At 58.9% G+C, this 12,994-nt stretch carries 15 protein-coding genes; 2 read left to right on the top strand and 13 right to left on the bottom strand.

Annotated elements, in window-relative coordinates:
- From AC2FGE_RS14205 to AC2FGE_RS14195, 3 genes are all read right to left on the bottom strand, one after another.
- Positions 1 to 3,456, bottom strand: coding sequence for a chromosome segregation SMC family protein (locus tag AC2FGE_RS14205; RefSeq protein WP_496819865.1), 3,456 nt, complete (start codon positions 3,454 to 3,456; stop codon positions 1 to 3).
- 140 nt (positions 3,457 to 3,596) lie between these two features.
- Entirely contained in the window at positions 3,597 to 3,992 is a 396-nt protein-coding gene (locus AC2FGE_RS14200; RefSeq protein ID WP_496819864.1) for a hypothetical protein, read from the bottom strand.
- Positions 3,993 to 4,036: 44 nt separating this feature from the next.
- Complete coding sequence (locus AC2FGE_RS14195) at positions 4,037 to 5,230, bottom strand: aminotransferase-like domain-containing protein (RefSeq protein ID WP_496819863.1); 1,194 nt, start codon at positions 5,228 to 5,230, stop codon at positions 4,037 to 4,039.
- Between the two features lie 156 nt (positions 5,231 to 5,386).
- Here AC2FGE_RS14195 and AC2FGE_RS14190 point away from each other — a divergent pair, with 156 nt between their 5' ends.
- On the top strand, positions 5,387 to 6,157 hold the full coding sequence (locus AC2FGE_RS14190) for a FadR/GntR family transcriptional regulator (RefSeq protein WP_496819862.1): 771 nt from the start codon (positions 5,387 to 5,389) through the stop codon (positions 6,155 to 6,157).
- Positions 6,158 to 6,219: 62 nt separating this feature from the next.
- Here AC2FGE_RS14190 and AC2FGE_RS14185 read toward each other — a convergent pair whose 3' ends face one another.
- The 6 genes from AC2FGE_RS14185 to AC2FGE_RS14160 form a co-directional block, all read right to left on the bottom strand.
- The gene (locus tag AC2FGE_RS14185) at positions 6,220 to 6,969 is read right to left on the bottom strand and encodes a phosphate ABC transporter ATP-binding protein (RefSeq protein ID WP_496819921.1); all 750 of its coding nucleotides are present in this window, start codon (positions 6,967 to 6,969) and stop codon (positions 6,220 to 6,222) included.
- 214 nt (positions 6,970 to 7,183) lie between these two features.
- The gene (locus AC2FGE_RS14180) at positions 7,184 to 7,744 is read right to left on the bottom strand and encodes a F0F1 ATP synthase subunit B (protein ID WP_496819861.1); all 561 of its coding nucleotides are present in this window, start codon (positions 7,742 to 7,744) and stop codon (positions 7,184 to 7,186) included.
- 5 nt (positions 7,745 to 7,749) lie between these two features.
- Positions 7,750 to 8,301, bottom strand: coding sequence for a F0F1 ATP synthase subunit B' (locus AC2FGE_RS14175; RefSeq protein ID WP_496819859.1), 552 nt, complete (start codon positions 8,299 to 8,301; stop codon positions 7,750 to 7,752).
- Between the two features lie 86 nt (positions 8,302 to 8,387).
- Positions 8,388 to 8,612: a F0F1 ATP synthase subunit C gene (locus tag AC2FGE_RS14170; protein WP_005981269.1), complete on the bottom strand. Its 225-nt coding sequence runs from the start codon at positions 8,610 to 8,612 to the stop codon at positions 8,388 to 8,390.
- Positions 8,613 to 8,660: 48 nt separating this feature from the next.
- The gene (locus AC2FGE_RS14165) at positions 8,661 to 9,419 is read right to left on the bottom strand and encodes a F0F1 ATP synthase subunit A (protein ID WP_496819858.1); all 759 of its coding nucleotides are present in this window, start codon (positions 9,417 to 9,419) and stop codon (positions 8,661 to 8,663) included.
- A 2-nt stretch (positions 9,420 to 9,421) separates the two neighbouring features.
- Positions 9,422 to 9,754 (bottom strand): AtpZ/AtpI family protein, encoded by a 333-nt coding sequence (locus AC2FGE_RS14160; RefSeq protein ID WP_170531415.1) that lies wholly within the window; start codon positions 9,752 to 9,754, stop codon positions 9,422 to 9,424.
- A gap of 231 nt (positions 9,755 to 9,985) precedes the next feature.
- On the opposite strand from AC2FGE_RS14160, the gene AC2FGE_RS14155 reads away from it, so the two are divergent.
- Positions 9,986 to 10,327 carry an ArsR/SmtB family transcription factor gene (locus AC2FGE_RS14155; protein ID WP_480544959.1) on the top strand — a complete coding sequence of 114 codons (342 nt, stop codon included), beginning with the start codon at positions 9,986 to 9,988 and terminating at the stop codon, positions 10,325 to 10,327.
- Here the strand turns inward: AC2FGE_RS14155 and AC2FGE_RS14150 are convergent.
- From AC2FGE_RS14150 to AC2FGE_RS14135, 4 genes are all read right to left on the bottom strand, one after another.
- Entirely contained in the window at positions 10,320 to 10,733 is a 414-nt protein-coding gene (locus AC2FGE_RS14150; protein ID WP_496819856.1) for a universal stress protein, read from the bottom strand. The two genes, AC2FGE_RS14155 and AC2FGE_RS14150, sit on opposite strands and share 8 nt — an antisense overlap.
- An 85-nt stretch (positions 10,734 to 10,818) precedes the next feature.
- A complete protein-coding gene (locus tag AC2FGE_RS14145; RefSeq protein ID WP_496819855.1) occupies positions 10,819 to 11,091 on the bottom strand; it encodes a hypothetical protein in 273 nt (90 codons plus the stop codon).
- Between the two features lie 66 nt (positions 11,092 to 11,157).
- Positions 11,158 to 12,072: a DMT family transporter gene (locus AC2FGE_RS14140; protein WP_496819854.1), complete on the bottom strand. Its 915-nt coding sequence runs from the start codon at positions 12,070 to 12,072 to the stop codon at positions 11,158 to 11,160.
- On the bottom strand, positions 12,065 to 12,946 hold the full coding sequence (locus AC2FGE_RS14135; protein ID WP_496819853.1) for a LysR family transcriptional regulator: 882 nt from the start codon (positions 12,944 to 12,946) through the stop codon (positions 12,065 to 12,067). The genes AC2FGE_RS14140 and AC2FGE_RS14135 overlap by 8 nt, the downstream gene beginning before the upstream one ends.
- Positions 12,947 to 12,994: the final 48 nt, after the last annotated feature.

Raw genomic sequence — 12,994 nt, 5'->3', positions numbered from 1 at the left:
TCAGGCGACCATCTGCTCGGCCTTTTTCAGGTCGACCGAGACCAGCTGACTGACGCCCTGTTCCTGCATAGTAACACCGAACAACCGATCCATCCGCGCCATGGTCACCGCATGGTGGGTTATGATCAGAAACCGCGTGTCGGTCTGGCGGCACATCTCGTCCAGCAAATCGCAGAAGCGGGTGACATTGGCGTCGTCCAAGGGCGCGTCGACCTCGTCCAGCACGCAGATCGGGGCCGGGTTGGCAAGGAAGACGCCAAAGATCAGCGCGGTCGCTGTGAGCGTTTGCTCGCCGCCTGACAACAAGCTGAGGGTCGACAGCTTCTTACCTGGTGGCTGGCACATGATCTCAAGCCCCGCATCCAGAGGGTCGTCGCTTTCGACCATGACCAGATTGGCCTCTCCGCCGCCAAACAAATGCTTGAACAGCATCGCGAAGTTTGAATTCACCTGTTCAAATGCAGTCAATAGACGCTCGCGCCCTTCGCGGTTAAGGCTGGCTATGCCGCTGCGCAGGGCCTTGATCGCCTCTTCCAGATCAGCCTTTTCAGTGTTGAGCGTGTCAAACTCTTCCTGAACCTCTTTGCTGTCCTCTTCGGCCCGCAGGTTCACCGCGCCCATCGCATCACGCTGGCGTTTGTGGCGGTTGACCTCGGCTTCGAGCGCATCGGCAGCGGGCATCTGATCGGGGTTCACGTCCAACTGGTTCAACAACTGGTTCGGGGTCAACTGCTGATCTTCGGCGATCCGCTCAGCTGCCGCAACAACGCTTTCCTTCGCCGCGTCACAGCGCGCCTCGGCTGCCGCTCGGATTTCGCGCGCTTCCGAGGCCAGACGTTCTGCCTCACGCTCGGCCATCACAACCTCGCGCTGCTGGGCCTCGGCCGCGGCCAGCTTATCGGCAGCTTCAGCCCGTCGCGCCTCGGCAGTTTCGATCAGCGTGTTTAGCTCTTCGCGCGCCGCGGCAATTTCGCTCGGTGCCGCTGAGGCCTCGGTCAGTTCTTCCTCGGAACTTTCCTTGCGCTCCGCAAGTTCGGAAATCCGTTTCTCGGCGGTTTCCAGACGATGCCGCCAACCGCTGAGATCCTTAGTGACTTCCTGCGAGCGCCGGGTCCGGGCCTCGCCCTCACGGCGTAGTTCGTCATGGGACGAACGATGAGTCAGCATGGTAATCCGCGCAGCCTCGACCGTCTGTTTGATGTCTTCAACCTGCGCCCGCGCACTGTCGAGATCACCCAACCCAGTCAGGGCACCTTCGGCCTCGCGCAATTGCGCGCGGGCGGCCATGGCATCCTCTTTATGGCGATCCACAGCCAATGTCAGGGTTTCCAGCTTGCCTTGCGCCAGGTTGCGGTCTGCCTCTGCCCGGCTCAGCTGTCGGGCGGTTTCGGCCATACGCTGATCGGCTGCCCGGCGCGCCTCACGCGCTTCACGATCGGCTTCGGTCACCTCTGCAAGTTGTTTTGACAGGGCCTCATGCGCCGCACGCGCGCCGTCAGCTTGTGCTTCAATCCGCGCAAGCTCCTGTTTAAGCGCTTCCAGCTTGTTCAACTGCTCTAGCCGCAGAGCCGCCGCGCTGGGGGCATCCTCAGCCCAGGCGCGGAACCCATCCCAGCGCCACAGATCGCCGGATCGAGACACAAGCCGCTGACCGGGTTTCAGCTGGGCCTGCAAACGCGCGCCCTGATCCGCATCCACCAGCCCGATCTGAGCGATCCGTCGGCTCAGCCGATCCGGGCCGTTGATATGCAAGGCCAAGGGTTCTGCCCCCTCGGGCAGTGGCTGGTCACTGTCGTACCCCGCCATCGGAACCCAGCCGGATGGGCCATCGCCCTCGACCAGTGGCGCACGCAGATCGTCGGCCAGTGCGGCACCCAGAGCTTTTTCATACCCCGGTGCCACGCGCAGCAGGTCCAACACTTGACCGCCCTCAGCCGTGTCGCGTTCGACCAGCTTTGCCAGCGCCATGGTTTCAGCGCGGATTGCACCCAATTCGCCTTCGGCCTCGGACCGTTGCGCCCGCGCTTCGGCTTCGCGTGCCTGCGTCTCTGCGCGTTTGTCATCCGCAGCCGCCAATGCTTGTTCGGCCGCATCCGCCGCCACGCGGGCCTCTTCCTCTCCGACCTGGGCTGTTGCGAAGGCTTCACTTGCGCGGGTCAGGGCCTGCTGGGCGTCATCTACCGCGGCGCGGGCCTTCTCTTCTTCGCCTTCCGACCGAGCCAGGGTTTTGCGGCTATCCTCGACCAAGCGCTGCGCCGATTGGTGACGGGCCACCAACCGGGCCATATCTTCGGTTTCCTGCGACAAGTGATCTTCGCGCTGCTGCAAAACGGTGGCAGCTTCGCGGGCAACCTCGGCGGCTTCGGCCACTTTGTCATCGTAACCTTCAGCGGCTTTGGCAAGCTCTCGGGCCTCCCATTCCAGCCGTTCGATCATCTCGCCCGCATCGCGGTTCAGGCCGGATTCGCGTTCGATATCGTGGCCCAACTGCTTGATCCGGTTGGTCAGCGTCTCAATCGTCTGGCGCGCACGGGTTTCCTGATCGGACAACTGATCGCGCTGCACCTGCTGGCGCTGCAACACCGCAGCGGCAATGGCCTCTTCTTCGCGCAACGGGGGCAAGGTTTCTTCGATCTGAGCTCGCTTTACCCCGGCTTCGCGTGCGGCTGCTTCGGCGCGCGAGGCTTCGGTGATCCGTTCGCGCAGCTTTTCTTCGGCCTGCTGGCGGGCCATGTCGGCCTCTTTCCAACGGCGATACAGCAGCATGCCTTCGGCCTGACGCAGCAATTCTCCAATCTCGCGATAGCGGGCGGCTTGCCGAGCCTGGCGCGCAAGCTGCGATAGTTGGCCTCCCAACTGTTCCAGAACGTCATCGACGCGGGTCAGGTTGGCCTCGGTGCCTTTTAGCTTCAACTCGGCCTCGTGACGCCGTTGATAGAGGCCCGAGATCCCGGCGGCCTCTTCCAGGATACGACGACGCGCCCGAGGTTTGGCGTTAATCAGCTCGGCAATGCGGTTCTGCCCCACCAGCGCAGGCGAATGCGCGCCCGTCGAAGCATCCGCAAATAGCATCTGCACATCGCGCGCCCGCACATCTTTCCCATTGGTCTTGTAGGCGCTGCCGACATCGCGGGTGATGCGGCGCACGATCTCAAGCTGATCGCTTTCATTGAAACCCGAAGGCGCGAGGCGTTCCGAATTGTCCATGGTCAGGACAACCTCGGCAAAGTTGCGCGCGGATCGCGTGGCCGCCCCGGCAAAGATCACATCTTCCATCGCGCCGCCGCGCATGGATTTCGGGCGGTTTTCGCCCATCACCCAGCGCAAAGCTTCTAGAAGGTTGGATTTGCCGCAGCCATTGGGACCGACCACCCCGGTCAACCCGTCCGCGATGATCAGATCGGTCGGGTCAACGAAGCTTTTGAAGCCGGTCAGTTTGAGTTTGCTAAAGCGCAATGGCTGCTCTTTGGATGATTCCTATGGGTAAGAAGTCTGCGCAACGGATCACGGAGGTGTCAACGTGTATGCGCAGGATATGGCATATTGCGGCGAGTTATCCACAATATCTTGCCAAAATACGAGGTGAAACCCGTGTTTCAATACGGCGTGCACTCGAACACTTCGTAGGCATAGCCACTGGATGCGCCGTAGTTTATGCATTCGTAGTTGGGGCGCGAGATTGCAGTCAGCAGCAAACGTTCCCCGGCTTCGCGGTCACAGCCTAGCACTCCGACCGTCACTGCGGCATCACCCAGCACATCCAAAATGGGACACCCGGACACCTGCGCCATGGCAAGCGCGGCCCGATCCCGGATTGGCCCCAACCGAGGCGCATATTGAGCGTTCACTCGGACCGCCTCGGCCAACTCCCCGCGCACACGCACGTCAAACACGCTGCCGTTGACCGATACGCGCGTCGCAGGCAGATCGCGGAAATGAGGCGTGCCAGTCGAACAGGCCGCTAGCAGCAAAGGGGCAAGATACCGAAACATGCCCGCAGGTTTGCAGGGAATTGGTTAACAGAACCTTTCCGCACTCACCCGCGCAGCACGACACCCAAGCGGCGAATACCCTCGCGGATCGCATCTTCGTTGGAATTCGAAAAGCTCAGCCGGATCGTGTCGGCACCGCTTCCGTCCGGGAAAAAGGCCCGACCGGGAACAAAGGCCACCTTTTCCGTCTCCAAAGCTCTCTCCAGCAAGACGGCGCCATCGATTTCTGACGGCAACGTCAGCCAAACGAACATACCACCCTCGGGCCGGGTCCACTGAACGCCAGCTGGCATATGCTGTTCCAACGCCGCCAGCATCGCATCGCGGCGCGCGCGATAGGCCGCACGGACCTTTGGGATATGCGTGTCGAAACAGGTCTCAGCCACGTGGTGAACAGCCATCTGGTTGATGGTTGCCGAGTGCAGATCAGCGGCTTGTTTCAACAGCACCATCTGCGAAATGATCGGTTTGGCCGCGACGACCCACCCCATACGCAGCCCCGGTGACAGTGTTTTTGAGAAACTGCCGCAGTAAATCGTGCGGCACGCTTCAATCGTTCCTTTGCGCGCAAGCTCCAGCGCCAGGATCGACGGTATGGCTTCCCCGTCATAGCGCAACGCTTGATAGGCCCCGTCCTCGATTATGGCACAATCAAGCTCCTCTGCCAGATCAAGCAATGTCTCGCGTCCGCGCAGATCAACGGTTTCCCCCGTCGGGTTTGAAAAGTCAGGCGACAGATACGCGAACTTTACCGCCCCATCACCGGCAGCATCCCGATATTCCGCCGCGCCGCGATTGCCATGGGGGTCAAGCCGGTCAAAACGTGGTTCATAGGCATCAAAGGCGTTGATCGCTCCCAGATAGGTCGGCCAGCCAACCAACGCCGTATCACCCGGAGACAGGAACAGCTTGCCCAGATAATCCAGCGCCTGCTGCGAACCAGAGGTGATCAGGATGTTGTCAACATCACACTCCACACCGATCCCGCGCATATGATGCGCCAACCATTCACGCAAAGGGGCATACCCTTCGCTGACTGAATATTGCAGCGCCTGCGCCTGCTTTTCAGGCCCGAGTGCGTTTTGAAACGCCTCTGCAAAGGCGTCCGCGGGAAACAGGTCCGGATCGGGAATACCACCCGCAAAAGAGATAATGCCCGGTTGGCCCAGCAGCTTCAGCAACTCACGGATTTCGGATGCCTTCATCCTTGATGTGCGGGTGGCGTATAGCTGATCCATCTGTCTGGGCCTCCTCTGCCCCAGCGCACAGATTAGGCACTTCACCCTCTAAGTCAATAATACTGACCTATTATTTCAACCACCGTGACCAGCTTGAATGCCGCCTTCAATCGTGGTCAAATGACTTGACCAATTTTGGCGCACCCGGAACACCCTATGCCCTTTCAAAAAGTTCAGACTGAAAAACTGTCTCTGGCTGTCGTTCGCCAGATCGAACTGCTGATCCTGCGCGGCATCCTGCGCCCGGGTGAGCGTTTGCCCTCAGAACGGGAACTGGCAGACCGGATGGGAGTATCACGCCCGTCGCTGCGTGAGGCGATCTCGGACCTGCAGGAACAGGGATTGCTGACCGCCAAGGCCGGGTCAGGCATCTATGTGGCCGAGGTTCTGGGATCAGCCTTCTCGCCCGCATTGATCCGGCTGTTCGGCAATCACGATGAGGCGGTGTTCGACTATCTGTCCTTCCGGCGCGATATGGAAGGGCTGGCGGCGGAGCGCGCCGCCCGGCTGGGATCGGATAGCGATCTGAAGGTTGTGCAGACCATTCTGAACAAGATGGAAGACGCACATGCCCGCAATGCAGCCGACGAAGAGGCGCATCTGGACGCGCAATTCCACATGGCGATCATCGAGGCCAGCCATAACGTCGTGATGCTGCACATGATGCGATCAATGTTCGATCTTTTGCGGCAGGGCGTTTTCTACAATCGTCAGGTCATGTTCCAGCAGCGCACCACGCGCGATGCCATACTGGATCAACACCGCGCCATCAACACCGCCCTGCAAGACCGCGACCCAAAAGGCGCGCGCCGTGCGGTTGAAGACCACCTGAACTTTGTCAAAATCTGCATGGGCGATCAGCAAAAGGCCCAGCGCAATGAAGAAATCGCACAGCAGCGCCTGCAACATGAGATAGGCGGTGTTTGAGCTTTACCACGCCGAGTCTTAAGCGCGTTTGAACCACATCCCACAAATGCGGCCCGTCTTTGTCACCCCATCTTGCCAAGAATGAAGGACCGGGTCTTTTCATGTGCGGGATGTTCAAACACCTGCTCTGTTGGGCCCAGCTCCAGCAACTCTCCCAGATGGAAATAGGCGACACGGTCGGCGACGCGCCGGGCCTCCATCATGGAATGAGTGATCACCACGATGCTATGATCCTCGCGAAGCTCCAGCATAAGTTCCTCGACTTTGGCGGTGGCGATCGGGTCGATGGACCCTGTCGGCTCATCCATAAGCATGATGTCGGGCTTGGTCCCCAATGCGCGCGCAATACAAAGGCGCTGCTGCTGTCCGCCTGACAAGTCTGTTCCATCTTTGCGATGCAGATCGTCCTTAACCTCATCCCACAAATGCGCCCGCCTGAGGCAGTGTTCGACATGTGCTGACACTTCATCTGACGAGGTGCAAAGCCCATGCAGACGGGCGCCATAGGCCACATTTTCCCAAATCGACATCGGGAACGGGTTCGGCTTCTGCGCGACCCAGCCGAATTTTCGGCGATGGATCGGCGGGTCGATGCTGGGGTGATGAATATCCACGCCAGCCATGGTGATCGACCCTTCAATACGAACACCACGGGTTTCGTCATGCATGCGATTAAGGCATTTAAGAGCGGTTGATTTTCCGCACCCCGAAGGGCCGATGAAAGCCAGGATTTCGCTGGCGTACAAGTCAAAGCTTACATCTTTGAGAGCCTGCTTTGCCCCGTAGTAGAGTGAGAGGTTTCTGACCTCCATCACCGGCGGGGCGTTTCTGAGTTGCTGTGCTGATTTGTGCAGATCGTGGTGTTCAGTGTCGAGCATTGGAACCTCCTGCAAAGCGTCGGGCAGAGGGTCCCATAGCTGCGCGCAGCAACGTTTGATCCAGCGCAATGTTCAAAAGAACTTCATAAAAGGGTCACAAAAAACCCGGCACTCAGGCCGGGTTTAATGGGTCTGATTTGATGCAAGCTCAGTGCAGCTTGGCATCCACATCCGCAATGGATGAATCAATCAGCTTGTTGGCTTGCGCCGCGTTCATCTGTTTGGCCAGAACCGCACTAGCCGCCGAGACCGCCACAGAAATCGCCTGATCGCGGACTTCTTTCACCGCCGAGGCTTCCGCCGATGCGATCTGATCCTGAGCAGCCGCCAGACGGCGCTCGATCGAGTTTTCCAGATCAACCTTTGCCTGTTCAGCAGCACGGACTGCGTCTTCCTTGGCAGCGGCCACAATGGCGTCTGCTTGTGTCTGCACTTCGCGATGCTTACGCTCGTACGAGGCCAGCAGGCTGCGGGCTTCTTCGTGCAGGGCGCGGGCTTCGTCCAGTTCCGACTTGATGCCCTCGGCGCGATTGTCCAAAGCACCACCGATCATGCCCGGGACCTTGAAATAGAACAGAACCGCAATGAAAACGATGAAGCCCAGAAGGACCACAAAGTCGGTATTGCCAAGCGAGAAGAACGGGCCGCTTGCGGCCAGCGCGGGGCTGGCGGCGCAAAGGGTCAGGATAAGGGCAAGAGTGTTCCGCATGTCACTTATCCTTTCATCTGAGTGTCGATCGCACCGTCGATGGCTTTGGCATCCGCCTCGCCGCCCAGTGCAGTGACCAGTTCAGCCGCCGTATCCTTGGCAACCACTTGAATGCTATCCAACGCACCGGCACGGATGTCGGCAATTGCCTTTTCCGATTCAGCCGCCTTTGCAGCGATTTCCGCGTCCGCCTTAGCAATCGCATCATCCAGACCAGCCTGGATTTCGGCGCGGGCTTCCGCTGCGATACGCTGTGCCTCAGAACGGGCATCGGCCAGCGCCTTGTTATAGGCCTCTTCGGCCTCGACCGCCTTGGCCTTCAGATCTTCGGCCGCAGCCAGGTCATTTGTAATGGTCCCCTGACGCTCCGCCAGGATTGCCGCGATGCGGGGCAAAGCCACGCGGGACAGGACCAGAAAGATGACGACCAGCGTAATGACCAGCCAGAAAATCTGGTTGGGGAACCAATCGAAGCAGAGCTGCGGCATCCCGATGGCAGAGCCATAGGAGTCGACGCACGAGCCGGCTACCTCTTTTGTAATGGGTTCAGTCGCCATGATATCCTCCGTCGGAAACTTGTCTTTACAACAGGTGGGCCGCTATGGCTTGGACCCACCTGCGCGTAAGGATCAGGTTCCGCAGATTATACGGCGAACATCAGCAGCAGCGAGACCAGGAATGCAAAGATCCCCAGGGCTTCTGCGAACGCGATACCGATGAACAGGGTTGCGGTCTGCGAAGCAGCCGCCGAAGGGTTGCGCAGGGCGCCGGCCAGGAAGTTGCCTGCTACGTTGCCCACCCCGATTGCGGCTGCGCCGGAACCGATTGCTGCCAGGCCTGCGCCGATGTGTGCGAGATCGCCTTCCATGATGTTTCTCCTTACGAATTGGAAGTTTCGATGTTGGGTGTTCAAACCTTAGTGCGACGGATGCAGCGCATCTTTCAGATACACACAGGTCAGAATGGTGAATACGTAGGCCTGAATGAAGGCCACAAGGACCTCAAGACCATACATTGCGGTGATCGCCAGAACGGACACGGGCGAGATCACGGCAACCGCGGCGAAGCCCGCGAAAACCTTGATCACCGCGTGGCCAGCCATAACGTTACCGGCAAGACGAATGGAGTGGCTGACGGGTCGCACGAAGTACGAGATCAGCTCGATGATTGCCAGGATTGGGCGCAGTGCCAGAGGCGCGCTGGATACCCAGAACAGACCCAGGAACGCGGCGCCGTTCTTGACGAAGCCCAAGATGGTCACAGTCAGGAACACGGCCAGCGCCAGCGGGATGGTCACGGCGAAATGAGATGTGGTGGTGAACGAAGTCGGGATCAGGCCCAGGAAGTTCGCGCAGACAATGAACATGAACAGGGTCATGACATAGGGGAAGAACTTGACGCCTTCCTTGCCGCAGATGTCTTCCAGCATTTTATAGACGAAACCATAAGTAAGCTCCGCAACCGATTGCATGCGTGTCGGAACGATCGCGCGTTTCGAGGTCGGCAGAACCAGCAACAGAACCACGGCGACAATTGCAAGGAACAGCCACAGGGTCACGTTGGTGATCGTGAACATGCCCACTGCACCGTCACCAAACAACGGCTTAACGATGAACTGGTCCATCGGGTGGAAAACCAGGCTGCTGCCTTCTGCTGCGGTGGTCTCAGTTGCCACGTTCAGTCCCTCTCGTCCTTCTCGGCCGCCTCAGCAGCCGCTTGTTTCTCTTGAACCTCTTTCGCGCTGCGGAGCATAACCTTCACGCCCGCGACAAGGCCCAGCAATGTGAACAGCACCAGAAAGATCGGGATCGTCCCGAGCAGGCTGTCCAGCCCGTATCCGATGCCAAATCCGATCCCCAGACCGGATACCATTTCGATGACCATCCTCCAGGCAAGCTCGCCCCCGGACACGTCAGCATCTGCACGGGGCTTGGGCGCTTTGGCCTTTTTCGCCGCGTCGATCTTGGCCTCCAGCTGCGCCATACGCTGCTTTTGGTCATCATCGGTCAAGGGCGTTTTCCTCGCACAGTCTTGAGGCTAGGTGCTAAGGGCGAAGGGGCACAGAGTCAACGCTATAGAATGCCCGAATTGCCGCGTATTAACCTATTGCTTTATATATGATTTTCACACCTTCCCTCGCAAGCAAATCGACGTGGATGCCCACTGCCACCGGAAATCAAAGCAAATTCCGATATTCAACCAATCGGTTGACCATACCCATACAGTATGGTTCAGCGGGCTATGTCTAATGATCTGGATACCGTGTTCGCAGCGCTTGCCGATCCGACCCGGCGCGCCATCCTGGCGATGCTGCTTGAGGACGATATGGCCGTGACGGATGTGGCCGAGCCGTTCGAGATGTCGCTGGCGGCCATCTCGAAGCACCTAGTCATTCTGACCAAAGCCGGGCTGATCTCTCAGGAAAAACGCGGACGCGTCAAATGGTGCAAGCTGGAGCCAGACGCGTTACGCGCCGCCTCGGTCTGGATGCAGGGATTCGGGCAGTTCGAGCCGGTCAACCTAGATGCGTTCGAACGGTTTTTGGAAGCGGAACTACCCACGTCGCAGGATGGTCCTACCTGACCACAAAGACAGACACCTTGGCGTGTTTCGCCAGATACCCCGCATGGCTTGAGAAGATATAGTCCGTGATGCGCGGCGCATGGGTTCCGACGACGATCAGATCCGCACCCAGTTCCTCTACCGCACGAGCCAGATCGCCATCCACCTCTGCTGCGACATCGACGGAATGGATGTTTCGGGTTTCGACCTGCACACCAGCTTTCGCTGTCAGATCCTTGGAAAGCGCAGCCAGCCCCTCAGCAACTGAATCTTGGGAAACAGGCGCGTCCCCAGGCTGCGTGCCCGTGACGCTGACGAGGGTCACCCGCGCGTTCTGCCATTTGGCGATGTCACCGGCCACGGCAATCGCCTTATGGACCTCGGGCGGCAAATGAAGGTCTACTGGGATCATGATATGTTGAAACATGGTGTTCTCCTCTCCTTACGGAAAAGCATAGACACCTGGCCCTTTCGGGACCTTGATCTGCCTCAACAGAGGTTTTGTCGCAAATTTAGCCCTGTATCACGCTGGTAATGACACCCGTTTGATCAGCGGAACATAACCACAGGTCGCTTTGGCCTTCGGCCAGAACCGTTGTGACAGACCCGGTCGGGTTCGTTTGTGTTTCCTGCGCTTTGACGGCGTCGATACGCACGCCACTTTCGGCTGAGACCAATGCCTCACAACTGGCTTGCATGGTTGTCTCGTCGCCGGAGCCTTGCAAACCGCTTTGCCCGCAAGCCGCCAATAGCAACACGACTGAGCTCGATAGAGTGAGTTTCATTGACCTACCCGACATTTTTTATCTTCACCGATTGCATGGTGCCAGACGCAGACGCGAACACAAGCCTCAATCCGCAGTGTATAAATCAGCGCTTGTGCTGGGCGTTTCTTCTTTCAACAGCAAGAGTAAGGCCAAGACGGTCAGCGCGATGCCGATGATGATCAATCCGGTTGGGACGCCGTTGCCCAGGGCGATCTCCCACAGAATGACCCAGCTGGGCACTAGATAGGTATAGGCCATTACCTTTGCCGAGGGCAGCCTGAGCGCCGCGAACTGTACCAGCACAAAGCTGACCGCCGTGGCGAAGAAGGAGACATATAATAGACCGATCCAGAAAATGGTCGGCAAGCGCGACCAATCGGTGCTAACCAAATCTGACCAGCCAAATGCCACCAATAGACCGCATCCCGCGACCAAAGTGCCAAAGGCAAACACGACCGCAGGTTCGCCTCGGTTCAGCTTGCGCACCATCGGTGTGTAGATCGCATGGGCGACACAGCCAACAAAATAGATGACTTCACCTTGGCCAATCTGAAAGGCGCGGAAAAGCTGCCAATCGGCGCGAAAGATCACCCATAGCGCCCCGGTGGCCCCCACAGAAAGCGCAAGCGCCATCCTTGGAGTTGTGATCTGACGCAACAAGGCCCATCCGGCAATGGCCGACAAGACAGGGGTGAGAGTAAACACAGCCGCTGCGCTGACCGGTGGGGCCGTCTGCAGGCCGTAGAACATCAGCACGAAATAGGTGGCAAACAAACCTCCAAGAACCAAGTAGCGCCAGGGCGCTTGCAGCGCCGCACGCGACACACCGGTTGTAACGAAGGCGGCGATCCCGATCACGACCGCCGCAATTCCAAAGCGCACGGCATTCAGCGCAGCCGGCGCAATCTCATTCGCAATTATCGATCCCAGCGAAAAGCTGCCCGCCACCAGCGCCGAAAAGACCAGCATGGCCAGATGGCCACGGGTTTGCTCAGTCACAGATCCAATCCTTGGACTTCGCCTTCAGGAACTTCAGAAAAGCCTGAACCTTGGTGGTGCGGTGCAGATCGACATGGGTCACTAGCCACAGCTTTCCAGACCATTCCGGCAGGTTCTGCATCACTTCTTCCAGATCTGGATATCGGGCCGCCTCCCAGCGGGCTATGAATCCAATCCCGGCCCCAGCCCTGACCGCCTCGGCCACTGTGAAATTGTTCGAGCAGCGAAACGTCAGCGCCTCGGCCGGGGCATTCGCCCGCAACCATTGCGCAAAAGGCGCGCGGCTGGTTTCGTCATCATTACCGACAAAAGCATGCTGCGGGAATTCTTCGACACTTTGCGGCTTACCCCGACGGGCAATGTAGTCCCTGCTTGCAAACAAACCCACGTCCTGAGTCACAAAGGGCTGCACTACATTGTCCGGCTGGTCCGGCGCTGACCCGGCCCGGATAGCAACATGCGCCTCGCCATATTCAAGCCGGAACAAGCGGTCCCCGGTCAGGTAGCGCACGATCAGGCCCGGATGTGCTTGCTGGAATTCGCTGAGCGCCGGGGCCACCAAAGGCACCAGTGACGCTAAAGAAGTCACAACCAGCTCGCCCGAGACATCATCGCCCCGGCCCTTCATCCGCCCCACAAGCTGGTTGAACTGATCCTCGGTCGCCTGCGCCACCCTCAACAGATCTTCACCCGCCTCGGTCGGCGTATACCCACGGGCGTGACGTTGAAACAGCTTCACCCCCAGCCGAGCTTCGATCGCATCAATATGGCGGATGACCGTCGCGTGATGCACACCCAGTACATCAGCCGCGCCGCTAACGGTTCCCATACGCGCCACCTGATAGGCCGTTCTCACTTCGTCCCAGTTATCCACGGCAGTGTCACCATTGTGCAATTTCCAACAATACCCGCTGGTATATTC

The organism is Ruegeria sp. YTSA075, from assembly GCF_059610245.1.
Note: the sequence above shows the minus strand (reverse complement) of the source record. Positions and strands in the feature narration are given on the sequence as shown.

Coding starts and splice junctions, on each gene's coding strand:
- AC2FGE_RS14200 (WP_496819864.1), bottom strand. CDS start 3,992: ATGTTTCGGTATCTTGCCCCTTTGCTGCTAGCGGCCTGTTCGACTGGC.
- AC2FGE_RS14195 (WP_496819863.1), bottom strand. CDS start 5,230: ATGGATCAGCTATACGCCACCCGCACATCAAGGATGAAGGCATCCGAA.
- AC2FGE_RS14190 (WP_496819862.1), top strand. CDS start 5,387: ATGCCCTTTCAAAAAGTTCAGACTGAAAAACTGTCTCTGGCTGTCGTT.
- AC2FGE_RS14185 (WP_496819921.1), bottom strand. CDS start 6,969: ATGGAGGTCAGAAACCTCTCACTCTACTACGGGGCAAAGCAGGCTCTC.
- AC2FGE_RS14180 (WP_496819861.1), bottom strand. CDS start 7,744: ATGCGGAACACTCTTGCCCTTATCCTGACCCTTTGCGCCGCCAGCCCC.
- AC2FGE_RS14175 (WP_496819859.1), bottom strand. CDS start 8,301: ATGGCGACTGAACCCATTACAAAAGAGGTAGCCGGCTCGTGCGTCGAC.
- AC2FGE_RS14170 (WP_005981269.1), bottom strand. CDS start 8,612: ATGGAAGGCGATCTCGCACACATCGGCGCAGGCCTGGCAGCAATCGGT.
- AC2FGE_RS14155 (WP_480544959.1), top strand. CDS start 9,986: ATGTCTAATGATCTGGATACCGTGTTCGCAGCGCTTGCCGATCCGACC.
- AC2FGE_RS14150 (WP_496819856.1), bottom strand. CDS start 10,733: ATGTTTCAACATATCATGATCCCAGTAGACCTTCATTTGCCGCCCGAG.
- AC2FGE_RS14145 (WP_496819855.1), bottom strand. CDS start 11,091: ATGAAACTCACTCTATCGAGCTCAGTCGTGTTGCTATTGGCGGCTTGC.